Origin of the sequence: Micromonospora sp. NBC_01405, assembly GCF_045040155.1 — a bacterium.
Lineage (GTDB): Bacteria > Actinomycetota > Actinomycetes > Mycobacteriales > Micromonosporaceae > Micromonospora.
Window position 1 is genome coordinate 3,836,498 of the sequence record NZ_CP109532.1, and the last position, 24,071, is coordinate 3,860,568.

At 73.0% G+C, this 24,071-nt stretch carries 23 protein-coding genes and 2 tRNA genes; 14 read left to right on the plus strand and 11 right to left on the minus strand.

The window, feature by feature from the left end; translation table 11 throughout:
* The first annotated feature begins 14 nt into the window (after positions 1–14).
* Both OG559_RS16595 and OG559_RS16600 read left to right on the plus strand, forming a co-directional pair.
* Entirely contained in the window at positions 15–269 is a 255-nt protein-coding gene (locus OG559_RS16595; protein WP_396670177.1) for a hypothetical protein, read from the plus strand.
* 129 nt (positions 270–398) lie between these two features.
* On the plus strand, positions 399–764 hold the full coding sequence (locus tag OG559_RS16600) for a WhiB family transcriptional regulator (protein ID WP_396670176.1): 366 nt from the start codon (positions 399–401) through the stop codon (positions 762–764).
* Between the two features lie 369 nt (positions 765–1,133).
* Here OG559_RS16600 and OG559_RS16605 read toward each other — a convergent pair whose 3' ends face one another.
* From OG559_RS16605 to OG559_RS16615, 3 genes are all read right to left on the minus strand, one after another.
* Positions 1,134–2,465 carry an ABC1 kinase family protein gene (locus tag OG559_RS16605; RefSeq protein WP_405104834.1) on the minus strand — a complete coding sequence of 444 codons (1,332 nt, stop codon included), beginning with the start codon at positions 2,463–2,465 and terminating at the stop codon, positions 1,134–1,136.
* 241 nt (positions 2,466–2,706) lie between these two features.
* A complete protein-coding gene (locus OG559_RS16610; RefSeq protein WP_405104836.1) occupies positions 2,707–3,759 on the minus strand; it encodes a hypothetical protein in 1,053 nt (350 codons plus the stop codon).
* A gap of 205 nt (positions 3,760–3,964) precedes the next feature.
* Complete coding sequence (locus OG559_RS16615) at positions 3,965–4,132, minus strand: DUF5679 domain-containing protein (RefSeq protein ID WP_198347997.1); 168 nt, start codon at positions 4,130–4,132, stop codon at positions 3,965–3,967.
* Positions 4,133–4,646: 514 nt separating this feature from the next.
* On the opposite strand from OG559_RS16615, the gene OG559_RS16620 reads away from it, so the two are divergent.
* Both OG559_RS16620 and OG559_RS16625 read left to right on the plus strand, forming a co-directional pair.
* A complete protein-coding gene (locus tag OG559_RS16620; protein ID WP_396670173.1) occupies positions 4,647–5,177 on the plus strand; it encodes a M48 family metallopeptidase in 531 nt (176 codons plus the stop codon).
* A 67-nt stretch (positions 5,178–5,244) separates the two neighbouring features.
* Entirely contained in the window at positions 5,245–5,844 is a 600-nt protein-coding gene (locus OG559_RS16625) for a hypothetical protein (RefSeq protein WP_405104839.1), read from the plus strand.
* A 61-nt stretch (positions 5,845–5,905) separates the two neighbouring features.
* Here the strand turns inward: OG559_RS16625 and OG559_RS16630 are convergent, their stop codons facing one another.
* Complete coding sequence (locus OG559_RS16630) at positions 5,906–7,138, minus strand: zinc-dependent metalloprotease (RefSeq protein WP_387015448.1); 1,233 nt, start codon at positions 7,136–7,138, stop codon at positions 5,906–5,908.
* Positions 7,139–7,320: 182 nt separating this feature from the next.
* Between OG559_RS16630 and OG559_RS16635 the strand changes: the two genes are divergently transcribed.
* The 3 genes from OG559_RS16635 (at position 7,321) to OG559_RS16645 (ending at position 11,556) form a co-directional block, all read left to right on the plus strand.
* Entirely contained in the window at positions 7,321–8,334 is a 1,014-nt protein-coding gene (locus OG559_RS16635) for a PDZ domain-containing protein (RefSeq protein WP_405104840.1), read from the plus strand.
* Positions 8,335–8,438: 104 nt separating this feature from the next.
* A complete protein-coding gene (locus OG559_RS16640) occupies positions 8,439–11,411 on the plus strand; it encodes a UPF0182 family protein (RefSeq protein ID WP_405104842.1) in 2,973 nt (990 codons plus the stop codon).
* A gap of 71 nt (positions 11,412–11,482) precedes the next feature.
* Positions 11,483–11,556 (plus strand) — tRNA-Met (locus OG559_RS16645).
* 150 nt (positions 11,557–11,706) lie between these two features.
* Here OG559_RS16645 and OG559_RS16650 read toward each other — a convergent pair.
* Entirely contained in the window at positions 11,707–12,741 is a 1,035-nt protein-coding gene (locus OG559_RS16650; RefSeq protein ID WP_405104844.1) for an NADP-dependent oxidoreductase, read from the minus strand.
* Positions 12,742–12,841: 100 nt separating this feature from the next.
* Here OG559_RS16650 and OG559_RS16655 point away from each other — a divergent pair, with 100 nt between their 5' ends.
* The 3 genes from OG559_RS16655 (at position 12,842) to OG559_RS16665 (ending at position 14,129) form a co-directional block, all read left to right on the plus strand.
* Positions 12,842–13,528 carry a TetR/AcrR family transcriptional regulator gene (locus OG559_RS16655; protein ID WP_405104846.1) on the plus strand — a complete coding sequence of 229 codons (687 nt, stop codon included), beginning with the start codon at positions 12,842–12,844 and terminating at the stop codon, positions 13,526–13,528.
* A 62-nt stretch (positions 13,529–13,590) separates the two neighbouring features.
* Positions 13,591–13,664 (plus strand) — tRNA-Met (locus OG559_RS16660).
* Positions 13,665–13,880: 216 nt separating this feature from the next.
* Positions 13,881–14,129: a hypothetical protein gene (locus tag OG559_RS16665; protein ID WP_405104848.1), complete on the plus strand. Its 249-nt coding sequence runs from the start codon at positions 13,881–13,883 to the stop codon at positions 14,127–14,129.
* 57 nt (positions 14,130–14,186) lie between these two features.
* On the opposite strand, the gene OG559_RS16670 is transcribed toward OG559_RS16665, so the two are convergent.
* Positions 14,187–15,515 carry an ABC transporter substrate-binding protein gene (locus OG559_RS16670; protein WP_405104850.1) on the minus strand — a complete coding sequence of 443 codons (1,329 nt, stop codon included), beginning with the start codon at positions 15,513–15,515 and terminating at the stop codon, positions 14,187–14,189.
* Between the two features lie 239 nt (positions 15,516–15,754).
* On the opposite strand from OG559_RS16670, the gene OG559_RS16675 reads away from it, so the two are divergent.
* Positions 15,755–16,588: a phosphoribosylaminoimidazolesuccinocarboxamide synthase gene (locus OG559_RS16675; protein ID WP_405104852.1), complete on the plus strand. Its 834-nt coding sequence runs from the start codon at positions 15,755–15,757 to the stop codon at positions 16,586–16,588.
* A 37-nt stretch (positions 16,589–16,625) separates the two neighbouring features.
* Here the strand turns inward: OG559_RS16675 and glpK are convergent, their stop codons facing one another.
* Positions 16,626–18,110, minus strand: a complete 1,485-nt coding sequence (gene glpK / locus OG559_RS16680) for a glycerol kinase GlpK (RefSeq protein ID WP_405104854.1) — start codon at positions 18,108–18,110, stop codon at positions 16,626–16,628.
* Positions 18,111–18,173: 63 nt separating this feature from the next.
* Here glpK and OG559_RS16685 point away from each other — a divergent pair, with 63 nt between their 5' ends.
* The gene (locus tag OG559_RS16685; RefSeq protein ID WP_405104856.1) at positions 18,174–19,112 is read left to right on the plus strand and encodes a ribose-phosphate diphosphokinase; all 939 of its coding nucleotides are present in this window, start codon (positions 18,174–18,176) and stop codon (positions 19,110–19,112) included.
* A gap of 12 nt (positions 19,113–19,124) precedes the next feature.
* On the opposite strand, the gene OG559_RS16690 is transcribed toward OG559_RS16685, so the two are convergent.
* Positions 19,125–19,580 (minus strand): ATP-binding protein, encoded by a 456-nt coding sequence (locus OG559_RS16690; RefSeq protein ID WP_405104858.1) that lies wholly within the window; start codon positions 19,578–19,580, stop codon positions 19,125–19,127.
* Between the two features lie 121 nt (positions 19,581–19,701).
* On the opposite strand from OG559_RS16690, the gene macS reads away from it, so the two are divergent.
* Entirely contained in the window at positions 19,702–20,829 is a 1,128-nt protein-coding gene (gene macS, locus OG559_RS16695) for a MacS family sensor histidine kinase (RefSeq protein WP_405104860.1), read from the plus strand.
* Positions 20,826–21,479 (plus strand): response regulator, encoded by a 654-nt coding sequence (locus OG559_RS16700; RefSeq protein ID WP_405104862.1) that lies wholly within the window; start codon positions 20,826–20,828, stop codon positions 21,477–21,479. Before macS ends, OG559_RS16700 begins: the two co-directional genes overlap by 4 nt.
* A gap of 52 nt (positions 21,480–21,531) precedes the next feature.
* Here OG559_RS16700 and OG559_RS16705 read toward each other — a convergent pair whose 3' ends face one another.
* The 3 genes from OG559_RS16705 to OG559_RS16715 all read right to left on the minus strand — a co-directional run bounded on the left by OG559_RS16705 (position 21,532) and on the right by OG559_RS16715 (position 23,976).
* Positions 21,532–22,101 carry a DUF5709 domain-containing protein gene (locus OG559_RS16705; protein ID WP_387015475.1) on the minus strand — a complete coding sequence of 190 codons (570 nt, stop codon included), beginning with the start codon at positions 22,099–22,101 and terminating at the stop codon, positions 21,532–21,534.
* A gap of 94 nt (positions 22,102–22,195) precedes the next feature.
* The gene (locus OG559_RS16710; protein WP_405104864.1) at positions 22,196–22,978 is read right to left on the minus strand and encodes an ATP-binding protein; all 783 of its coding nucleotides are present in this window, start codon (positions 22,976–22,978) and stop codon (positions 22,196–22,198) included.
* Positions 22,978–23,976: an SDR family oxidoreductase gene (locus OG559_RS16715; protein ID WP_405104865.1), complete on the minus strand. Its 999-nt coding sequence runs from the start codon at positions 23,974–23,976 to the stop codon at positions 22,978–22,980. The genes OG559_RS16710 and OG559_RS16715 overlap by 1 nt, the downstream gene beginning before the upstream one ends.
* Positions 23,977–24,071: the final 95 nt, after the last annotated feature.

Consider the following 24,071-nt stretch of genomic DNA (forward strand, 5'->3'; position numbering starts at 1 on the left):
GGGAGGTGTCACCAATGGAGATCTTCACCTATGAGCCCCCGGCGGGGATGCCCGCAACCGTTACTCCGCTGTCGGCTGTCCGGGTGGCCCTCGCCGCTCGACCGTCGGCTCCGCAAGCGCACCAGGTCCGGGTTCAGGCCGAGCTGAATCTGACCGTCGCGCCGCTGACCGGAGTTGAGGGGGCCAGTGGCTTCACGGGCATGGATATCGATGGCGCTAAGAAGCGCACGGATGTCCGCGGCGTTCCACCTCGAGGTAGACCGGTCTGATCCTCAGACTCCGGCTCACCTCGAGGCCGCGGAACCCGCTACTGGGATCCGCGGCCTCAGTTTTTTGCCCGCCAAAGTATGTCGGAAGTCTGATCCACGAGATCGATGTGAGAGAGAGGTGACCGGGAGATGAGTCTGGCGTTGGCCCCCGTCGACGTGAACGTCGAAATGGAGGCGAACCTGTCCTGCCGGAAGTTCGACCCTGACCTGTGGTTTTCCGACTCGCCCACCGAGCTCGAGCTGGCCAAGTCGCTCTGCGGGGACTGCCCGCTGCGCGTCGAGTGCCTCGCCGGGGCGGTGGAGCGGGCCGAGCCCTGGGGCGTCTGGGGCGGCGAGATCTTCGAGCGTGGCGCGGTCGTTCCGCGCAAGCGGCCCCGGGGCCGCCCGCGCAAGGAGGATGTCGCCCGTGACGCCGCGCTGAAGGTCGAGGCCGAGGCGCGCCTGGCGGCCAGTGGGCTGTCCTCGTCGCGCAACACCGTCCGGCTTGCTGCCTGACACACCCGATCCGCACCATCCCCGCCGGTGCCACACCGGCCACGAGAGAGTCGAGACGCATGATGCACCTGTCCATTGGAGCCGTCGAGATGCAACTACTCCACGAAGCGTTGTCCCGGGCCCGAATGCCCCGGCCTCAGGCCGGTCGTACCACCACGAGCACTGAGGCAACCCGATCCGCCCGTACCGTCGCGATCAGCAGCCGCAGCCAGTCGGCTCGCGACCTGGGCGTTCTGTAACCGAACACGACACACGCGGGGGCGTGTCGGCCGACCGGCCGACACGCCCCCGCGTCGTCGGCGGTCCGGCCCGCGGGTTCCGGCCTGTGGTTCGCGCCGCCGGTGCCGGCCGCTCGTTCGAGCGGCCGGTTCAGGCCACCGGGGCGAAGCCCGGCAGCCAGCGTTCCAGGATCGACCGGTACGGCGCCTTGGCCTCGAGTTGGCAGAGCACCCCGATCGAGCCGAGCGTCACCCGGTGGATCAGCAGGTACGACGGGGGCAGGTTGAGCTGCCGGCTGAGCTGGTACGCCGGTGAGCGGGGGCTGGCCAGCCGGGTCGCCTCGGCCCGCAGCCAGGCCCGGGTGAACCGGAACTCCTCCTCCGCGACCGGGGTCAGCATGGGCCGGATGAAGTCCAGTACGGCTTGGGCGTCGATCGGCTCGGTGGGGCTGACGAAGCCCTCCTCGCGCAGCCCTTCGACCACGCCGGCGGCCTCGCCGCGTAGGGCCAGCCCGGCGAGCCGGCCGATCGGCTCGGGCGTGCCCTCCGGCATCCGGGCCACCGCCCCGAAGTCGATCACGCCGAGCCGGCCGTCCGGCAGCAGCCGGAAGTTGCCCGGGTGCGGGTCGGCGTGCAGCAGGCCGGCCCGGGCCGGCGCGGACAGGTGCAGGATGGCCATCAGCCGGCCGGCCTCGTCGCGCTGCTCCTCCGTGCCCGCTCGGATGATCTCGGCCAGCGGGGTGCCCTCGATCCACTCGGTGACCAGAACCCGAGGGGTGGCCGCGAGCACCGCCGGGATGAAGATCTCCCTGTCGTCCGTGTACGCGGCGGCGAAGGCGCGCTGTGACTCGGCCTCCAGCTCGTAGTCCAGTTCCTCGGTGATCCGCTCGCGCAGCTCGACCAGCAGCGGCTTGACGTCCAGCCCCGGCTGGATCGCCCGGAACATCCCGCCGAGGCGGGAGAGCTGCTTGAGATCGGTGAGCAGCGCGTCGCCGGCCCCCGGGTACTGGATCTTGACGGCCGCGTCGCGGGACGCTCCACCGTCCGGGTCCCGCCACACGGCCCGGTGCACCTGCCCGATGCTGGCCGCGGCGGCCGGGGTGTCGTCGAACCTGTCGAAGTGCTCCCGCCAGGCCGGGCCGAGCTGCTCGGCGAGCACCTTGTGCACGGTGGCCGCGGGCAGCGGCGGCGCCGCCTCCTGGAGCTTGGTGAGGGCCTGCCGGTAGGGGGCGGCGACCTCCTCGGGCAGGGCCGCCTCGAACACCGACAGCGCCTGGCCGAACTTCATCGCCCCGCCCTTGAGCTGCCCGAGGACGCTGAACAGCTGCTCGGCCGTGCGTTGCTGGATCTCGGCGGAGATCACCTCGGAGGCCAGCCCGGTGACGCGCTTACCCATGCCGAGGACGGTCCGGCCGGCGAAGCCGAGCGGCAGAGCGGCGAGCTTGGCGGTCCGGGACACGGCCCGGCGCGGGATGTCGGTCACTCGGCCATTGTTACCGACTCGGCGGCCTCGCGGCTGCTCCGTGGCCGGGCCGGGTCGCCCGACCCCCCGGATCGGTGGCCGCCGTGCCCTGCCGGTCGGCCCGCAATGCCCTGCCCGTCGGCCCGCCCGGCCTTCGATCCAGGGTTCCTGCCCGGCGGTCCCTGCCCGGCGGTCGTGCCGGACCGACGGCCGGTCCCCCCGACCTCGCCCGTCGACCCCCGGGGGGAGCCGTCGCGGCCTGTCAGCGGCCCCGTCCGGCACAGCGGCAGGACGGGTGGGGCGGCCAGGTGCGCCGGCGCAGCCGGCCGGGGCTGGTCACCTCCACGGCGCAGCCCAGGGTCTCCGGCGTGCCGCCGTCGAGGTGGGCCAGCGCCTCGGCGACGGCGTACCCGACTGCGGAGAGCAGGGTGGCCGTGCCGCAGGACTGGTCCGAGGCATCGGCGGCGAGCTGGGCCGCGAGCGCCGGCCAGCCCGGGTCCCGCTCGGTGCGGTACAGGTCGACGCAGCGCAGGCAGGGCCCGACGGGCGGACGGACGAGCGGGCCGATCGTCGGCACCCCCTCGCGCAGGGTGAGCAGCAGGTGCGGCTGGCGACGCTGGGCGAACCCGGCCGCGAGCAGGGCTGCCGGCCGGTCGATGCCGAGCTGGAGCACGAGGTCGGGCCGGTTACGGGGCAGCGGCCAGGTGGCGGTGCCGGGGGCGGCCCGGTCCACCGCGGCGCGTACCGCAGGGGCGAGCGGGTGCCCCAGGTCGGTGGCGGCCAGCCCGGTGCCGACCAGGTCGGCGGGGCGCACCGACCCGGAGAGGTTCGCGTGTACGTGTCCCACCCCGGCCTGGGCGAGCGCGACGGCGACGGGGGCGCCGAGCCGGCCACCGCCGGTCACCAGCACCCGCGCGGCCCGGCGTCGCCGCAGCACCTGGGCCGGCGTGCCGGGCAGGTCGGGCGCGGCCAGGGCCAGCGCCCCGGCCTCCGCGGCGAGGCGGTGCCGCGCCGGGCCGGCGAGGTCGCGGGGGAGCAGCGTGTGCGCTGGTACGACGAGCCCGGCGTCGCGCAGCGCGTCGAGCAGCCCGCGCGCCTCGTCCTGGCGCACGTCGACGCCGGCGGCGTCCGCCAGGACGAGCCGTTCGCTGCGGGAGCCGTCGAGCAGGTCGAGCAACCGAACGGCGCGGGGGTTGGCCACCTCGACGAGGACGGCGCGGCTCGACCCCAGCCCGAGCTGGAGGGTGTGCCGGTCCCGCCACAGGCGGGTCAGGCCGGGAAGCAGAACGGGCCGGGGCAGCGCGGGACGGCTCATGACGACGAATCGTTACCGAGTCCCTGCTGTCCGTCGATCGTTGTCCACAGGTGCGCATCGCCCTGCCCGGGGTTGTCCACAGAAAAGGCCGGGTTATCCACAACCGGTCGGTAACCGTGTCGGCCAGCCGACACCCGGGCGGGCGCCGAAACGGTACGGGGGAGGGCGGCCGCAGCCGCCCTCCCCCGTGCCGGACCCGTACAGGTCAGACCTTCGCCTTGCCCAGGATGCGGTTCACTGTTGTGCCGCATACCGGACACTTGCCCTTGGCCATGTTCATCCCGGTCTTCGAGACCTCGACGTGCCCCTCGAAGTCCCGCTTCTCCTTGCACTTGACGCAGTAACCGTTGTAGGTCTGGGCCTTGTCGGCCACGGGTGCCCTCCTCGTCTCGTCCGCCGGTCGATCTGGCTCCGGCGGTTGCCCGGCGGCGGGCCACGCGGGGCGCCGACGCTGGGTCTTTCTCCGCGGCCACCCTCGTGACCGCTGGTCCGCGGACCCTACCCAGGTGCGGGCGGTTCCATGTCAGCTGTGCTTCGACACTGTGAGCAAGTCGACGTCGAGAGTGTGCATGCCGAATAAGGTCGGATAAGTCAGTTTGGCGGGGACACGCCGGGTGAAAGCACCCAGATGCCCCACGGGGCGGCCCTGGGGAGGCGGTCGGGACGGTGATCACCTACGGTGGGGATCGAGCCCTCGGGCAGCCCGACACGGTCCTCTGGACCGTGACGGAGCGTCTTCGTGACAGTCTGCAAGGTTTTTTTTCGGGACTTCTGACCACCAACCATGACTTTTCAGGCGCGTGTCGTGGTGTTGACTCTTGCGGACCCCTGGTCAGTACCCATTAGCTTTCCTTCGTGACAGCAAAACGAGGCTGCGCGGCCCACTGATGGCAGGGGTGCGGAAGCCGGTCGTCGAAGTACGGCGCAGCCAGCGCCGGCGACGCACAGTGTCCGCCTACCGCGATGGTGAACGAGTCGTGGTGCTCATCCCCGACCAGTTCTCCCGGGCCGAGGAGACCGAGTGGGTCGACCGGATGCTGGCCCGGCTGGAGGCCCGGGAAGGGCGCCTCGCCCGCTCCGACGACGAGCTCTTCGGCCGCGCCACCCGGTTGCGCAGCCTCTACCTCGCCGAGTACGGCGACCGGGCGGTGCCGTCGAGCGTCCGCTGGGTGACCAACCAGAACGGCCGCTGGGGCTCCTGCACCCCGGCCGACCGGACCATCCGCCTCTCGCACCGGATCCAGGACATGCCCGACTGGGTGATCGACTACGTCCTGCTGCACGAGTTGGCCCACCTCATCGTGCCCAGCCACAACGCCCGGTTCTGGGCGCTGGTCGGGCGCTGTCCCAAGGCCGAGCGGGCCCGTGGGTACCTGGAGGGCGTCGCCGCCGCCTCCGGCGGCCCGCTGACGGACTGACCGCGTCGGTTAGCCACGGCCCGGCACCGGGCGCGCGGTGGTGTGGCCGACGGCCTAGGGTCGGGGCGTGGCCCGACGTGTGGTGGTGGCGTTGCTCGGACCGGTGGCGTGGGCGCCGCCGGGGATCGACCCGGTGGCTTGGCGGGCCGCGCTAGCCGAGGACGTGGTGGACCTGCTCGCCACGCTCCAGGAGGTGGAGACGGCGATCGCGGCCACCCCGCAGGACAGGTCGCTGGCCGAGGCCATCGTCTGGCCGGGGATGGCCGTGTACGAGGTGCCCGAGGCCACCGTCACCGCCGTCCTGGCCGCGCTGACCGGCTACGACCAGGCGGCCGTCGTCGCCGCCGACGCCCCGGACCTGCCCGGCCTGACCGTCGGCAAGCTGCTCCGCCCGCTGACCACCCGGTCGGTGGCGGTGGCCCCCGCCGAGGGGGCCGGCCCCGGCCTGCTCGGCGTCGCGTCCAGGCTGCCCGTGCCGGGATGGATGCCGGAGGTCGACCTGGACACCGCGCTCCCGGCGGACGTGCGGCGGGTCGCCCCGCAACCCGGGGACGTGGCTGTCACCGCCGCCTGGCGGCGGCTGCGCGGCCCAGCCGACCTGGCCACCCTCGACCCCGCCGTCGAGGGCTGGGAGACGACCCGCGCCCTGCTCTCCGGCCGCCGCTGACGGACGGGGGCCGCCGACGCGGCGCGTCGGCGGCCCCCGGGCGTGCTCGGGAGAACGTGGGTCAGGACTCCTCGGCGTCGTCCCCGGTGCCCTCGGGGCGCGGACGGGGGGAGCCCGGGGCCTGCTCCTCCGGGCCGCCCGGCGCGCTGAAGTCGAAGTTGGCCAGCTCGTCGTCGAGGTCGAGCCGGGCTGTGGCGAACGCCGCCGGGTCGGCGAAGTCGTCGTCGGAGGGCAGCAGGTCCGGGTGGCCCCAGACGGCGTCCCGGCCGGAGATGCCCCGGTGCTCGGTCAGCGCCGCCCACAGGGCCGCCGCCTCGCGAAGCCGGCGCGGGCGTAGTTCCAGCCCGACCAGCGCCGCGAACGTCTGCTCGGCCGGCCCGCCGGCCGCCCGCCGCCGCCGGAACGCCTCGCCGAGGCGGACGACGTTGGGCAGCCGCTCGCCGGCGGCGTTGTCGACCACGTGGCAGACCCAGCCCTCCACCAGTGCGAGCGCGGTCTCCAGCCGCGCCAGCGACGCCTTCTGCGCCGGAGTGTCCTCCGGGGTGAAGATGCCCTCCAGGGCGATCGCCTGCATGGACTCCGGGTCGGTCGGGTCGACCCGCCCCATGGCCTCCTCGATCGCCTCCCGGTTGACCCGGATGCCCGACGCGTACGTCTCGACGGCGTTGAACACGTGCCCGCGCAGCCACGGCACGTGCTCGAAGAGCCGCTGGTGGGCCGCCTCGCGCAGGGCGACGTAGAGGCGCACCTCGTCCTCGGGCAGCTCCAGGCCCTGTCCGTACGCCCGGATGTTGGCCGGGATCAGCGCGGCGGTGCCGGCCGGGCCGAGCGGGAGCCCGATGTCGCCGGCGGAGAGCACCTCCGCGGCGAGCGAGCCGAGGGCCTGCCCGAGCTGCCCGCCGAACAGCGCGCCGCCGAGGGTGGCCATCATCGACTGCATCGGGCCGAGCTGGGCCCGCGCCTCCGGCGGCACCAGGTCACCCATCGCGCCGACCATCCGGCTGGCCACCGGGTCGCAGAGCTTGCGCCAGACGTCCAGGGTCTTGTAGATCCACTCGTTGCGGTTCCACGCCAGCGAGGTGCGGATGCCCGTCGGCCAGGCGGTGACCGGCTCAAGCCAGAGGTCGGCGAGGCGTAGCGCCTCCTCGACCGAGTGCCGCTCGTGCGGCGAGACCGCCGGGTCGCCCGCTGCGGCGAGCTGGCTGGCGGCCACCTGCCGGGCCAGGTCCCAGTTGACCGGCCCGCTGCCCGGCGCGGAGAGCAGGTGCTGCAGCTGCGACATGAACTGCTGCATCTGCGCGGGATCGTTGGGATCTGGTGGTTGCCCACCCGGAAGCGCGAAACCGAACGGAATATCAGGCACGACGTCTACGGTACGCGGGCTGCGCCCCAGGTAGCCGCCACCGGCGTTGCGCTGAGGGCGAAGTCGTCGTCACCGTCCGGGGCCTCGCCGGACCGGTCGGTACGCTCTGCGCCATGAGACGTCGCGGCGTGACCGTCCTCCTGGGTGCCCTGCTGACCACCCTGCTGAGCTTCGGTGTGCTCAACGCGCCCATCCCGTACGTGGTGCTCGGCCCCGGGCCGACGGTGAACACGCTGGGCACCGCGGACGGCAAGGAGGTCATCCAGGTGTCCGGGCGGGCGACGTCCACCTCCGCCGGCCAGCTCCGGCTGACCACGGTCGGCGTGCAGCCCACCGTCCGGCTGCGCTCGGCGCTGTCCGGCTGGTTCTCCTCCGACGAGGCGGTGGTGCCGCGCGAGCTGGTCTACCCGCCGGGGGAGAGCCAGCAGGAGGTGGAGCAGCGCAACGAGGAGGACTTCCGCAACTCCCAGACCAGCGCCGAGACGGCGGCCCTGCGAAAGCTGGGGTACCCGGTCCGGGTGCAGGTGAAGACCGTGACGGCGGGCGGCCCGTCGGCCGGGGCGCTGCGGGTCGGCGACGTCGTCACCTCGGTCGACGGCACGCCGGTGACCAGCGCCGGCCGGCTCACCGAGCTGATCCGGGCCAAGCCGGCGGGCACCGCGCTGACCATCGGCTACACCCGCGACGGCGCTGCCGCCACGGCGCAGGTCACCAGCCGGGAGCAGGACGGTCGGCCGCGTATCGGGGTCGAGATCGACCAGCAGCAGCCGCACCCGTTCACCCTCTCCATCGACCTGAACGACATCGGCGGCCCGAGCGCCGGCCTGATGTTCGCCCTGGGGATCGTGGACAAGCTGGAGCCGGCCGACCTGACCGGCGGGAAGATCATCGCCGGCACCGGCACGATCGACGACGAGGGGCGGGTCGGCCCGATCGGCGGGATTGCCCAGAAGTTGGTCGGCGCGAAGCAGGCCGGGGCCAAGGTGTTCCTGGTGCCGGAGGCCAACTGCGCCGAGGCGGTCCGCAACCCGCAGCCCGGCCTTCCGCTGCTCAAGGTGGGCACGATCGACGACGCGCTGACGGCCCTGGCGGCGCTGCGCGAGGGCGGTGAGCCGACCCGCTGCTGACCGACCGGCCGCTGCCGGCGTGACCGTGGGCCGTCGCTTTCAGGAACACCCCGTACGCTGGGTGCCTGGTCGGAGCCGATCACATCGAGCGTGCGGAGCCAAGAGTGGTCATGCGTAGCAGCCCCCTGCCGAGGATGAGCCGACGCGGACGCGTCACGATCGGGGTGCTGATCGGGGTGTTCGTGCTCTTCACCCTGCTGGGCTGGGGGGTGCAGGCCTGGACCGACTGGCTCTGGTTCGACGAGGTCCGCTACACCAAGGTGTTCACCGGGGTGCTCACCACCCGGGTGCTGCTCTTCCTCGTCGTCGGCCTCGCCATGGCGGTGATCGTCGGCGGCAACCTGTGGCTGGCCCACCGGCTGCGGCCCCGGCTGCGCCCGCACTCGCTGGAGCAGGCCACCCTGGAGCGGTACCGGATGGTGCTCGGCCCGCGGCTCGGCCTGTGGATCAGCCTGGTCGCCGTGGTGGTCGGGCTCTTCGCCGGGCTCTCGGCGCAGAGCCGGTGGAACCAGTGGCTGCTGTTCCGCAACGGTGGCGACTTCGGCGTCAAGGACCCCGAGTTCGGCATCGACATCGGCTTCTACGTCTTCCAGTTGCCGTTCTGGCGCTACCTGCTCGGCATCGGCTTCACCGCCGTCGTGCTCGCCCTGCTCGGCGCGCTGGCCGTGCACTACATCTTCGGCGGCGTGCGGCTGCAGGGCGTCGGGGATCGGATGACCAACGCCGCGCGGGCCCACCTGAGCACGCTCGTGGCCGTCTTCGTCCTGCTCAAGGCCGTCGCGTACGTGCTGGACCGGCGCTCCATGCTGCTGGACTACAACGAGGGTGCGAAGCTCTACGGCGCCGGGTACGCCGACATCAACGCCCTGCTGCCGGCCAAGGAGATCCTCGCCTACATCTCGGTCGTGGTGGCCATCGCGATCATCGTGTTCTCCAACGCGGTGATGCGGAACCTGGTCTGGCCGGGCATCTCGCTGGCTCTGCTCGGCGTCTCCGCGGTCGCCATCGGCGGCATCTACCCCTGGGCGGTGCAGACCTTCGAGGTCAAGCCGAGCGCCAAGGACAAGGAGGCCCGGTACATCGAGCGCGCCATCGGGGCCACCCGGTCGTCGTTCGGGCTGGCCGACACGAAGACCTCGCCGTACGCGGCGAGCAACCTCGCTCCACCGGGGAGCCTGGCCACCGACACCTCCGTGGTGCCGAACGTGCGGCTGCTCGACCCGCAGCTCGTCTCCGAGACGTACACCCAGCTCCAGCAGGTCCGGGGCTTCTACGACTTCGGCCCCAAGCTGGACATCGACCGGTACGCCGTGTCCGGCAAGACCTCCGACTACGTGGTCGGGGTCCGGGAGGTCAACTACAACGAGCTGACCGACCAGCAGAACACCTGGATCAACCGGCACACCGTCTACACCCACGGCTACGGCCTGGTCGCCGCGCCGGCCAACCAGGTGGTCTGCGGCGGTCAGCCGTACTTCGTCTCGGGCTTCCTCGGCGAGAAGACCCAGGAGGCGTGCTCCTCGCAGGTCGAGCAGATCCCGGCCAGCCAGCCGCGCATCTACTACGGCGAGCGGATGGGCCCGGACGACTACGCGATCGTCGGGCAGGCGAACCCGGAGCGGAACGCGGAGTTCGACCGGCCGACCCAGACCGGCGGCGAGCAGTACTACACCTACACCGGTGAGGGTGGCGTCGAGATCGGCTCGTTCACCCGCCGGCTGCTGTACGCGATCAAGCAGCAGGAGTCGAACTTCCTGCTCTCCGAGGCGGTCAACGACAACTCGAAGCTGCTCTACGTGCGCAACCCCCGGGACCGGGTGGAGAAGGTCGCGCCGTTCCTCACCGTCGACGGCGACCCGTACCCGGCGGTGGTCGGTGGCCGGGTGCAGTGGATCGTCGACGGCTACACGACGGCCGCGACCTACCCGTACGCCGAGCGGGTGAACCTCCAGGCCGAGACGACCGACGAGCTGACCGGACGGGGCACGTTCCAGCTCGCCCGGGAGAACGTCAACTACATCCGCAACTCGGTCAAGGCCACGGTCGACGCGTACGACGGCACGGTCCGGCTGTACGAGTTCGACCAGACGGACCCGGTGCTGAAGGCGTGGAACAAGGCGTTCGGCGGGGACCTGGTGCTGCCCAACGACAAGATCCCGGCCGAGCTGCGGGAGCACCTCCGCTACCCGGCCGACCTGTTCAAGGTGCAGCGCAACCTGCTGACCAAGTTCCACGTCACCGCCCCGGGCGACTTCTACTCGGCGCAGGACTTCTGGCAGGTGCCGAACGTGCCGGACAACCCGGACGGCGGGCAGAAGCAGCCGCCGTTCTACCTGTGGACCCAGTTCCCCGGCCAGGACGCGCCGCGCTTCCAGCTCACCTCGGCGGTCACCCCGAACGGCCGGCAGAACCTCGCCGCGCTGATCTCCGGCTCGTACGTGGACGGCAAGCCGCAGCTGGAGGTGCTGGAGCTGCCGGACCAGACCCGGATCTCCGGCCCGGTGCAGGTGCACCAGCAGATGACAAACAACGCCAACATCCGGCAGCAGCTCAACCTGCTCTCCTCGAACCAGGCCCAGGTGCAGTACGGCAACCTGCTCTCGCTGCCGTTCGGCAACGGGATGCTCTACGTCGAGCCGGTGTACGTGAAGAGCAACCAGCAGGACGCGTACCCGCTGCTGCAGAAGGTGCTGCTGTCGTACGGCGACGGCGGTTCGTACGTGGTGCTGGCCAACAACATCACCGACGGCATCAAGCAGCTCGTCGAGCAGGGCAAGGAGGCCGCCCAGGGTGGCACCCCGCCGTCCGGAGGCACGCCGCCGCCCGGCGGCGGGACCAATGCGCCGCCGCTGACGGGCGAGCTGGCCGAGGCCGCGGGCAAGGTGCAGGCGGCCATCGTCGAGGTCAAGGCCGCGCAGACGTCCGGTGACTTCGAGCGGTACGGCCGGGCGCTCAAGGCCCTGGACGACGCGATGACGGCGTTCCAGCAGGCGCAGCGGGCGGCCTCGCCGGCCTCGCCGACGCCGGGTGCCTCGCCGAGTGGCAGTCCCGCCCCGTCGCCCTCGGCGGGCGGCTGACCTGCGCAGAGCCGCCCGGGTGGGGCCGTTTTGCGGTCCGCCCGGGCGGTGCGCTAGTCTTTACAAGTCGACGCGGGGTGGAGCAGCTCGGTAGCTCGCTGGGCTCATAACCCAGAGGTCGCAGGTTCAAATCCTGTCCCCGCTACAAATGAAAGTGCAAGGCAAAGCCCGGCCCCCAGATTGTGGGGGCCGGGCTTTTGATCTCCTTCCGGGCATGGTCCGGGCAGACGGAACATGGTCTGTGGGTAGATCGGTGTCTGGTAGCAGCGGGCTCAATGCCCGCCGCGTCACCGGGTCAGGCCGTGGGTGCGACGGTGACGAGGAGCTTGCCGCGTACGTGCGTGTGCACCAGGTCGGCGTACGCGCAGGGCGCCTGTGTCAGGGCGTACCGCCGGCTGATGGTGGAGGTCAGCGTCCCGTCGAGAGCGTATGCGGCGAGCCGGTCCAGGTCGCCGGGGCGGGCAGTGCTGTAGGCCGTCTTCACGGTCAGATCGGCACCGTCGAACGCCGACGGGTCGGGGCTCGGGAAGGCCGCGTTGAGCAGGTGGCCTCCGGGTCGGAGCACGCGGCTCGCCTCGATCAGTGCGGGCCCTGGGAGCGCGAGGTTGATCAGGGTGTCGACGCCACGGGGATGGCGCCGCAGTGTCTCGGTGATGGTGTCGACGCTGCGGTAATCGATCACGTCGGCGGCGCCCAGGTCGCGCACGTACTGCTCATCGTCGGGAATTGCCGTGGCGATCACCTCTAGTCCTGCGGCTACGAGCAGCGGGACCACCACGCCACCGACCCCGCCCGCCGCGCCCGTGACCAGTGCCCTGCCGCCGCCCGTGAGCGGGGTCTGCCCGTCGGCCGGGTCGAAGCCGCCGGCGCGTAGCAGCGACAGCGCGGTCAGCCCGGCGATCGGCAGGGTGGCGGCCTGCTCCGCGTCGAGCTTCTCCGGGCGTCGGGCGATGGCCGGCGTGTCCGCCGCGAACACCGCGTACTCCGCCATGGTGCCGGTGGTCAGGGACGGCGGAGTGGACAGCATCGTGGCCATCTCTCCCGTCGCACGCGGCAGCCCGACCCCGAACACCTCCTCGCCAACCGCGAACCGGGCAACGTCCGGACCGACCTCGGTGACCGTGCCGGCGAAATCGCTGCCGAGCACGTACGGGAACTCCAGTGGGGTCAGGCGGTGCAGCACTCCGCTGAGGGTCCGCAGATCGGCGGGGTTGAGCCCGGCCGCGCGTATCCGTACCTGGAACTGACCGGGTCCCGGCCGGGGAACGGGAATCTCCTCGACCGCCAGCACCTCGGGGCCGCCGTATTCCCGGGCAACCACTGCCTTCATCGCCAGCCTCCATGCATCCAGCAACCTGACCGCAGGGTCATATTGTCTCGACCGTAGCAGAGAAGGTGACCGCATGGTCAAGTTGAGTTAGGCTGGGTAGGTGCCCCGCGCCGATGCCACTCGCAACCGACAGTCATTGCTGGACGCCGCCTCGGCGGAACTCGCCGCGCACGGCCTGGAGGTTTCCATCGCCCGGATCGCGGCCCGGGCCGGCGTGGCGAAGGGAACGGTCTTCAACCACTTCCCCACGAAGGAAGACCTGGTCGCGGAGATCTTCGGCGACCGCGTCGCCGGTCTGGTTGCGCTCGGGGAGCAGCTACGGGAAGAAGTCGACCCGGAGTCCGCGCTACTGCGGTTCATGACCGCCGGCATCGAGTTGCAGGCCAACGATCGCTCGTTCTGCGAGGCAGCCACCGCGATCTCACGGGCCGACCCCAGGGTGCGCGCCGCGAGCGAGCGCCTGGCGCAGATTGCCGAGGCGTTGACCGGGCGGGCCCGCGATGCCGGCGTGATCCGAGCGGACGTCACCGGCCACGACATCGTGCTGCTCTTCAACGCCGCCGTCCAGGCTGCGGCACCACTCGGCGACACGGTGCCCGGCCTGTGGCGGCGCTACCTGTATCTGATCTTCGACGGGCTGCGCCCGGAGTGCGCGCGCGAGATTCCGGTCGCTGCCCCCACGACCGGCGACTTCACCGCCGCCGCCCGCAACGCCTCCGGCCTGTCCCAGCCCAAGGCTCGGAGCAGGGCTGACCATGCTTCGCCTCAGCGGCAGGGCGCCGTCTGACGACCCAACTCGGGGGGCCGGCTGATCTCCGTTCCGGGGATGCGCTAGTCTCTAGAAGTCGACGCGGGGTGGAGCAGCTCGGTAGCTCGCTGGGCTCATAACCCAGAGGTCGCAGGTTCAAATCCTGTCCCCGCTACGAACCGAAATGGCCCGGAGGAAACTCCGGGCCATTTCGCATGTCCCGTCCGCGCTGACCGTGGCCGGGCTCGGCGTGCCGCCCCTGTCCAGGTCTTCGGTTTCATGTCCCCGACCGGGCTTTCCTCGCCACGGTGGGCGGTCCGCCCGGAGCGCGTCGGTGAAATCCCATCCGTCCCGGGTGCCGCTGTTGCGCCGCTCGGCGAGGATGAGGGGCATGTCTTCGTTGAACAAGTGGTGGGGCCGGCTGAGCACGGTCCTCGGTGCGGTCGTGTTGTCGGTCTTCGTCCCGGTCGCGGCCTGGGCGTCCACCGGTCCCGGCGAGCTGGTGGTCGAGGCCGCCAAGCGGCGCCGGGGCGGCGGCTTCGGCTTCCTGGGGCTGCTCTGCTGCCTCGTCGTCGTCGGCGGGATCGTCCTACTGGTGCTGATGCTGATGCGCAACCGGCGTAACCGGCCGCCGCGCTGACCGGTCCGCGCTGACCGGGTGGGGTCGACCCGCCGCGCCCGAGGGCGGCGGGTCGGGTCACTCGGCCAGCGCGGCGTTGGCCCGGGCGATGAACCGGGACGTCGCCGGGCGGATGCCGGACCGGCCGGAGAGGACCCCCTCGGCCGTGGCGACGAGCAGGGCCCGCACCCGGGCGTGCCCCTTCGGGGGTGGGCTGGGCGCGGGGCCGAGGGCGTCGGCGAGGGCCTCGGCGAGGGCGGCGGCCCGCTGCTGTCCGGCGTCGGTGACGCTCTCCTTGACGTACCGGCGGTTGGCGAGGTTCGGGTTGACCCCCCGCTCCTGGCCCAGGGCCACGCCCGCCTCCATGTTCGTGGTGAGAAAGTTGATCACTTCCGCCACCACGTCGGGTCGACGCGTGCCACGGAACGCCGCCCAGTACATCGACGCCCGCGCCCAATGCGCGCCCGGCGGGCCGGGGAACGCGGCAAGTGCCAGCTCGTCGTCGGTGTAGCGCTGAAGCTCGGGGAGCTGGTGGGCCCACGCGAACGAGGCGGCCGTGTGCCCGGTCACCACCAGCTGGCGGTTCGGCTCGCCGCTGTCGGCCTGGTCGACCAGGGCGGCGCTCGGGGTGGCCCGACGGGTCCGGGCGGTCTGCCACAGCTCGAACCAGTCGACCAGGTCGGCCGCGGTGAAGCCGAGCTGCCGGCCCTGGTACAGCTCGCCGCCCCGGGACCGCAGCCAGAGCCAGAGCGCCCGGTGGTCCCCGGACGGGTCCATCGTGCCGGCCACCCGGCCGTCGGCGGCCCGGGTGACCCGCGCAGCCCAGTCGACGTACTCCTGCCAGGACATCCCGGTGCGGGGCTCCGGGACCTTCAGCCGGCGCAGCAGGGCGCGGTTGTAGACCACGGCGGCGGTGGTCTGGGCCGCCGCCACGCCCACGGTGCGGCCGTCGACCTCGCCGTAGCGGACCAGGCCCGGGGAAAGCCCGCGCAGGTCGAGCCGGTTGTCGGCGACGTACCCGCCGAGGTCGAGCAGGATGCCCCGCCGGGCGTACTCGGTGAGGACGGTGTCGTCGACCTGGATCAGGTCGGGCACGTTTCCGCCGGCCGCCTGGGTGGCCAGCCGGTCGTAGTAGCCGTCGAGGCCCTGCCAGGTGACCCGGAAGCTGACCCGGGGGTTGCGCGCGGAGTAGAGCCGCAGCGCCTTCTCGGTCAGCTCGGCCCGCTTCGTGCTGCCGTACCAGAAGACGGAGAGCTCGATCAGCCCGTCGTCGACGGGCGTCTCCTCCGCGTCGCCGCACCCGGTCAGGCCGGTCGCCGCGAGCGGCGCCCCGAACAGCGCCCCCAGCAGTCGCCGGCGGCCCGGGTCGGCGCCGACGTGGGGGAGCGGGGGGCGGGCGGTGGGCACGGGGCTTCTCCTGGTCGTCCGGCGGGCGGTCGGACCATTTACACAGCCGGCGCGGGCGGGTGTCAACGGCCGTCCGGCCGGGATCGGGCCGAGGCGACCCGGAGATCGACCGGCCTCGCCGGGCGGCTCGTCGGTCCGTTCCTCCCGGCGTCCCGATCCGGGCGCCGGCCGGCCGCGGCCGGTGGACCCTCCCGGGTGGCCGGCCCGGGCGTTTCGGGGGCCGTGGTGTACTAGGCCGCGTGGAACTTCTGCACTCGGGCAAGGTCCGGGACGTCTACGCCGACGGCGACGACCTGATCCTGGTCGCCTCGGACCGGATCTCGATCTACGACGTGGTGCTGCCGACCCCCGTACCGGACAAGGGCCGGTTGCTGACCGCGCTGTCGCTGTGGTGGTTCGAGCAGCTCGCCGACCTGGTGCCGAACCACGTCGTCTCCGCCACCGACGTGCCGGCGGAGTTCGCCGGCCGGGCGATCCGCTGCCGGCGGTTGGAGATGGTCCCGGTCGAGTGCGTCGCCCGGGGGTACCTCACCGGCGGCGGCCTCACCGAGTACGAGCGCACCGGCGCGGTCTCCGGCGTCGAGCTGCCCCGCGGGCTGGTCGAGGCGTCGATCCTGCCCGAGCCGATCTTCACCCCTTCGACGAAGGCGCCCAAGGGCGAGCACGACGAGCCGATCACCTACCAGCAGGTGGCGGACAAGGTCGGCGCGGAGACCGCCGGGCGGCTGCGGCAGATCACCATCGACGTCTACTGCCGTGGTGCCGAGCTCGCCGCCGAGCGGGGCATCCTGGTCGCCGACACCAAGATCGAGCTGGGCTGGGCGGCGGACGGCACGCTGGTTCTCGGCGACGAGGTGCTCACCTCCGACTCGTCCCGGTTCTGGCCGGCCGAGTCCTACCAGCCGGGCCGGGCGCAGTTCTCCTACGACAAGCAGTACGTCCGGGACTGGGCGACCGGCGGCGGCTGGGACAGGCAGCCGCCGGCCCCCGAGGTGCCCGCCGAGGTGATCGAGGCGACCCGGGCCCGCTACGTCGAGGTCTACGAGAAGCTCACCGGCGACACCTGGGCCTGAACGCGACCCGTAACCGCGTTCCGCCGCTCCTGCTCGATCAGTCTTCCCAGTCGAGGGTGCGCTGTACGGCCTTGCGCCACTGGCGCAGCTCCCGCTCGCGGTGCTCCGCATCCATGGCGGAGGTCCACTGGGCGTCGGAGCGCCACTGGGCGCGCAGGGTGGCCAGGTCCGGCCAGAATCCGACGGCGAGCCCGGCCGCGTACGCGGCGCCGAGGCAGGTGGTCTCGGTGATCCGGGAGCGGACCACCGGCACGTCCAGCACGTCGGCGAGGAACTGCATCAGCAGGCCGTTCGCGGTCATGCCGCCGTCCACCCGCAGCCGGCGCAGCGCCACGTCCGAGTCGGCGTTCATCGCGTCGACCACCTCGCGGGTCTGCCAGGCGGACGCCTCCAGCGCCGCCCGGGCCAGGTGCCCCTTGGTGATGTAGCCGGTCAGCCCGGCGATCACCCCGCGCGCGTCGCTGCGCCAGTGCGGGGCGAACAGCCCGGAGAACGCCGGCACCACGTAGCAGCCGCCGTTGTCGTCGACCGTGCGGGCCAGGTCCTCCACCTCCGGGGCGGAGGAGATCAGCCCGAGGTTGTCCCGCAGCCACTGCACCAGCGAGCCGGTGACCGCGATCGCCCCCTCCAGGGCGTACGCGGCCGGCTGGCCGTCGATCCGGTACGCCACCGTGGTCAGCAGGCCGTGCGTCGAGGTGACCGGGCTGGCCCCGGTGTTCAGCAGCAGGAAGCTGCCGGTGCCGTAGGTGCACTTCGCCTCGCCCGGCTGGAAGCAGGTCTGCCCGAACAGGGCGGCCTGCTGGTCGCCGAGGGCGCTGGCCACCGGCACCCCGGCGAGCAGCCCGTCGGCGGTGCCGTACACCTCGGCCGAGGAGCGGATCTCCGGCAGCATCGCCGCCGGCACGCCGAGCGCGTCGAGCAGCTCCGGGTCCCAGTCGAGGGTCTCCAGGTCCATCAGCATGGTCCGGCTCGCATTGGTCACGTCGGTGACGTGCCGGCCGGTCAGCTTCCAGATCAGCCAGCTGTCCATGGTGCCGAACAGCACCTCGCCCCGCTCGGCGCGCTCGCGCAGCCCGTCGACGTGGTCGAGCAGCCAGCGCAGCTTCGGGCCGGCGAAGTAGGTGGCCAGGGTGAGCCCGGTGCGGGCGCGCAGCCGCTCCTCGCCGTACGCGTCGGCCAGCGCGCGCAGCTGCGGCCCGGTGCGGGTGTCCTGCCAGACCACGGCGTGCGCGACCGGACGGCCGGTGGCCCGGTCCCAGACCACGGTGGTCTCCCGCTGGTTGGTGATGCCGACCGCCGCCAGCCCTTCCGGGCCGGTGCCGGCGGCGTCCAGCGCCTCCCGCACCACGAGCTGGACGTTGTCCCAGATCTCCTCGGCGTCGTGCTCGACCCAACCGGGCCGGGGGAAGATCTGCCGGTGCTCGCGCTGGGCCACGGCGACGATCTCCCCGGCCCGGTCGAACACGATGCACCGCGAGGAGGTGGTGCCCTGGTCGATGGCGGCGACGTACTCTCCGGTCACGGCAGCACCGTACCCGGCCGGCCCCGCGTCCGTCGTCCGCCGACGGCCGTACGATTGGTCAACGTGCGCGACATCGCCGTTTTCAGTGGAACCGCCCATCCCGACCTCGCCGCCGAGATCTGCGCTCATCTCGGGGTGCCGCTGCACCCCGTGCGGGTGTCCCGGTTCGCCAACGACTGCCTGGAGGTGCAGTTGCAGGCGAACTGCCGGGAGCGGGACGTCTTCCTGATCCAGCCGCTGGTGCCGCCGGTGCAGGAGAACCTGGTCGAGCTGCTGCTCATGATCGACGCGGCCCGGGGCGCGTCGGCCGGCCGGATCACGGTGGTGCTGCCGCACTACGCGTACGCCCGGTCGGACAAGAAGGACGCGCCGCGCATCTCGATCGGCGGCCGGCTGGTCGCGGACCTGCTCACCTCGGCCGGCGCGAACCGGGTGCTGGCGATGACCCTGCACTCGCCGCAGGTGCACGGGTTCTTCAGCGTCCCGGTGGACCACCTGCACGCGCTGCGCGAGCTGGCCGGCCACTTCCAGCGGTACGACCTGAGCAACACCGTGGTGGTCTCGCCCGACCTGGGCAACGCCAAGGAGGCCGCCGCCTTCGCCCGGATGCTCGGCACTCCGGTCGCGGCCGGCGCGAAGCAGCGGTTCAGCGACGACCTGGTCAAGATCAGCACCGTGATCGGTGAGGTGGCCGACCGGGACGTGATCGTGCTCGACGACGAGATCGCCAAGGGCAGCACGGTGATCGAGCTGATGGCCCACCTGCGCGAGCTGAAGGTCCGCTCGATCCGGCTGGCCTGCACCCACGGCCTCTTCTCCAGCGGCGCCCTGGACCGGCTCAGCGGGCAGGACGGGGTGCTGGAGATCGTCTGCACGAACACGGTGCCGATCCCGGCGGAGAAGCGGGTGCCCAAGCTGGAGGTGCTCTCGGTCGCGCCGGCGCTGGCCGAGGCGATGCGTCGGATTCACAACGGGGAGTCGGTCAGCGCCCTCTTCGGCTGAGTCGGCGCGGGGTCAGCCCTCGGCGCGCCGGAGGGCGCCGAGGGTGGCGCTGATCCGGACCGTGGTGCCGGCCGTGCCGGTCTCGACCTCCATGGCGTCGCTCAGCTCGCGGGCCAGCCAGAGGCCCCAGCCCCCGGCGGTGTCGGGCGCGGGGCGGTCGCGATCGTCGAGCCGGCGGACGCTGATCCCCCGCCCGTGGTCGGCGACCTCGCAGACCAGCCGCCCCGGATGGCGCCACATCCGCAGCCAGCCCTGCCCGCCGCCGTGGCGTACCGCGTTGGTGATCAGCTCGTTGACCGCCAGCACGAAGTCGTCGAGGCGCTGCCCGTCCAGGCCGGCCGCGTGCGCGCAGGAGGTGACCGAGTGACGCAGCTCGGTCACCTGTGCCTGCTCGAAGGCCTCGGCGATCAGGGGGGAAGTGTCGATGGGCACAACCGTACGCGGTGCGGGCAGTTCTACGTTCGTCATGGCCCCGTCCGGGGGTGGGTCGCGGACCTGATTTGCGGCTTTTCCACCGTACGCCAGGATTGGTGGTCGCGCATCCGCCACCCCTGCGGGCCCCGTACCCGGCTGTGGCATCGTGACGGGCGTGCCGTCGCCGCCCGGTGGATTCGAGGTCCCGCTCTGGCGGGCCGTAGCGGTGTTCCGGTTCGCGGCCCTGGCGTACGTCGGCCTGCTGGCCCTGCGCGACGCCGACCGGTACGCCCACCCGGTGCCGGCCGGGGTGGTCCTGCTCGCGATGCTCGGCTGGACGGTGACCACCGCGTACGGCTACGCCCGCCCGGCCCGGCGGCGCTGGCCGCTGCTGGTGGCCGACCTCGCGGTCGTGCTCGGGGTCCTGCTGGTCAGCCCGTGGGTGCAGGGGCGGTCGGCGCTCGCCACCGGCGCGCCCATCCTCGCGGTGGTCTGGCTGGCCGGGCCGGTGCTCGCCTGGGCGGTCTCCGGCGGCCGGCGCCGGGGCACGGTGGCCGCGCTGCTGGTCGGCGGGGTCGACCTGGCGACCCGGGACCGGATCGGCCAGTCCACCTTCACCGGGGTGATCCTGCTGCTGCTGGCCGGCGCGGTGGTCGGCCACGTCGCCCGGCTCGCGGTGACGGCCGAGCAGCGGCTGCACCGGGCGGTGGAGCTGGAGGCGGCCACCCGGGAACGGGAGCGACTGGCCCGGGACATCCACGACTCGGTGCTCCAGGTGCTCGCGCTGGTGCAGCGGCGCGGCGCCCATCTCGACGGGGAGGCCGGTGAGCTGGCCCGGCTGGCCGGGGAGCAGGAGGCCGCCCTGCGTGCCCTGATCGGGCGGGCGGGCATCGTCGCTCCGGCCGGGGACGGGAACACCCGCGACCTGCGGGCCATGCTCGACCGGTACGCCTCGGCGACGGTCGCGGTCTCCGCGCCGGCCACCCCGGTGCCGCTGCCCGGGTGGGTGGCCGCCGAGCTGGCAGCCGCCGTCGGCGCGGCGCTGGACAACGTGACCCGACACGCCGGCGGGCGGGCCTGGGTGCTGATCGAGGACGAGGGGGAGAAGGTGACCGTCTCGGTACGCGACGAGGGGCCGGGGATCCCGGCGGGCCGGCTGGCCGAGGCCGCGGCGCAGGGGCGGCTGGGAGTGGCGCAGTCCATCCGGGGACGGGTCGCCGACCTGGGCGGCGAGGCGCGGATCGTCTCCACCGCCGGTGCGGGGACCGAGATCGAGCTGAGCGTGCCGAGGAGTGGGCGATGAGCACCGGCGTCCGGGTGATGGTGGTCGACGACCACCCGATGTGGCGTGAGGGGGTGGCCCGCGACCTCACCGAGGCAGGGCACCTGGTGGTCGCGACCAGCGGGGAGGGGCGGCAGGCCGTCCGCGTGGCTGCCGCGGCCCGGCCCGACGTGGTCGTGCTCGACCTGCAACTGCCGGACATCTCCGGCGTCGAGGTGATCCGCGGCCTGCGCGCCGCGCTGCCCGAGGTGCGCGTGCTGATGCTGTCGGCCAGCGGTGAGCCGCAGAGCGTGCTGGACGCGGTGAAGGCCGGCGCCACCGGGTACCTGGTCAAGTCGGCCGCCCCGGCCGAGTTCCTGGACGCGGTGCGCCGGACGGCGGCCGGCGAACCGGTCTTCACGCCAGGCCTGGCGGGGCTGGTGCTGGGGGAGTACCGGCGGCTGGCGGTCGGCCCGGCGACCCCGGACGCCGCCGCGCCCCGGCTGACCGACCGGGAGACCGAGGTGCTGCGGCTGGTCGCCAAGGGGATGTCGTACAAGCAGATCGCCGAGCGGCTCCGGCTCTCCCACCGGACGGTGCAGAACCACGTGCAGAGCACGCTCGGCAAGCTCCAACTCCACAACCGCGTCGAGCTGACCCGCTACGCCATCGAGCGGGGGCTGGACGACTGACGGCCCGAGGCTGCGGCGCTGCGGTCCCGCCGGCGCGTTCCGGCGGTCCGCTCTAGTGCGAGTCGGGCGGGCGGGTCTCGTGGACCGCCAGCTCCTCGGCCGTCGCCCCGCCGCCGGCCGACCCGGCGTCGTACGCGACGTTGTCGGGCTCCAGGTCGCTGTGCGCCCCCTCGTCCGGTTCGACCAGCCGGCCGACCTCGGCGTCGGCGGCGCCGAGCTGGCCGTGGTCGTACAGGGAGACGGGGGAGTGCGGGTCCGAGGTGGGGCCCGGGTTGAGCACGTCGGCGTCGAGCTGCGCCTGGGCGGCCTGTTCCTCGCTGTCCGCCTCGGCCGCGATGCCCGGGTCGACCGGGGCCGCCAGCGGGTCGTCGGCGGGGCGCTCGTAGCTCTCCCGCTGGAGCTTGTAGTCCAGCGACTCGCCGTCGAGCTGCTCCTCGGCGGTGGTGCCGAACCGGTCCACCGCCACCGGCGTGCGGTCCCCGGGCAGCTGGGCCGGCTCCGGGCCGTCCGCCTCCCGGCCGGTCAGGACGTCGTCGTTGGCCGTCGAGTCGTCGTCGGCGGTGTCGGGCAGGCCCTCGGCCTCCGGATCGGAAACGGGGGTCGGGTACTCGTTGTCGCGCATGGCTGATCACTACCCGCTGCCCACCGCCCGTAACCGACGCCCCCGCCCGATCTCCCCCGTCGATCATGGAGTCGGACTGCCCCTGCCAAAGCTGCTAAACGGAATAAACAGGGGGTTGCAGGACAGCCCAGACGAGCTTGCCGTCGGGCAGGAGGGTGCTGCCCCAGCGCTGGGCCACGGTGTCGATCAGCAGCATGCCCCGGCCGCCCGCCGTGTCCACCGGGGCGAACCCGCGGTACGACGGCTGCTGCCGGGAGTGGTCGCGTACACCGATGTGCAGCGTGTCGCCGTGGGGCGCCAGCCGGACGGTCATCCCGGTGCGGGCGTGTGCGACCACGTTGTTGACCATCTCGGTCGCCGCGATGCAGCCCACCTCGGCCAGGGCGCCGATCCCCCACCGGGCGCAGCCGTTGGTCACCAGCATCCGGACCTGCCGCGCGGCGCCGACGACCGGGGCCAGTTCCGTGGTGGTCGCCGCGGTCATCGGGGCCCGGGCCAGCGCCGCCATCGCCTCGTCGAGGGTCGAGCACACCGCCAGCCCGTCGCCGGCCGTCGTCTCGCCGGGGTCGAGGACCAGCACGTCCGCCGCCGGCCAGTCGGCGATCTCGCGGCGCACCTCGGCGAAGACCCGTCGGGCGGCGGGATCGGCCACCCGCAGCCGGGACAGGTCGACCACCACCGGGCCGGGCCGCTCCCAGAGCCGCAGGAGCAGCGCGTCGCGCACGGCGCCGGTGGCGGCCGAATCGAGCACGCCGGACAGCCGGAGCAAGCCGGACGACTCGTCCGTCTCCACCAGGCAGCGCACGTCGGTCGGCATGACCGCCCCATTCTGCACGTCGGTGGTGTCGCGCGCATCCGGTCGGTCGGGGCGGTTCATCAGCGATCCGTCCGGGCTCGGCGGCTCATCGCCGCCATCGTGCCGACCGCGGTGCCGGCGGCGGCGAGCCCGAACGCGGCGGTCATCCGGACGAGTTGCCGCCGCCGGCCGTGCCACCCGCCGTCCGGCTCGGCCGTCGCGTCGGCGGTGAAGACGTTGCCGGTGCTGTCCAGCCGGCCGGCGGGCCCGAACTGGGTGCGGTGGGCGTACCAGCCGAGGACCCGCTCGGCCAGCGCCGGGGCGAGCCGCCACTGCGCGCCGATCAGCCGGGCGGCGCCCCCGGCGTACGCCTCCCGGCGGGGCCGGCGCAGCACCCGCACGATGGTCTCGGCCACCACCTCGGGCGGGTACACCGGTGGCGGCGGCACCAGCTCCCGGCCGGTGTGGTTGGCGGCGTGCCGGAAGAACGGGGTGTCGATGCTGGCCGGCAGCACCGTGCAGACCGAGATGTTGCCCCGCCCGGTGACCCGGAGCTCCTGCCGGACCGTGTCGGCCAGCCCCCGGATCCCGTGTTTGGTGGCGTTGTACGCCGACTGGTAGGGCATCGCCACCTCGGCCAGCACGGAGGCGTTGTTGACCAGCACCCCGCCGCCGGCCGCGTCGAGGTACGGCAGGGCGGCCTTCATCCCGTACACGGCCCCGAGCAGGTTCACCTCCAGCACCCGGCGGAACTCCCGGACGGGGATCTCGTCGAAGAGGCCCACCGCGCTGACCGCCGCGTTGTTGACCCAGGCGTCGATGCGGCCGAACTCCTCCGCCGCGCGGGCCGCGAGACGTTCGACGGCCACCGGGTCCGTGACATCCGTGGGTACGGCCAGCGCCCGGCCGCCCAACGCGCGGCAGCGGGACGCCACCCGCTCCAGCGCCTCCTCGCTGCGGGCCGCCAGCACCACGGCCGCGCCGCGACGGGCCAGCGCGTACGCGGTCGCCGTGCCGATGCCGCTGGAGGCGCCGGTGAGCACGACGCTCGCGTCATCGAGACTGCGGGTGAGAGGCATTCCTCGCCCGTACCCTCGACGGGCCCGCTCATGCCGCCGGGCCTGGTCGAATAGCGGCCACGCCCTGTCACGACCCCGGCCCGGCCGGTCGTACG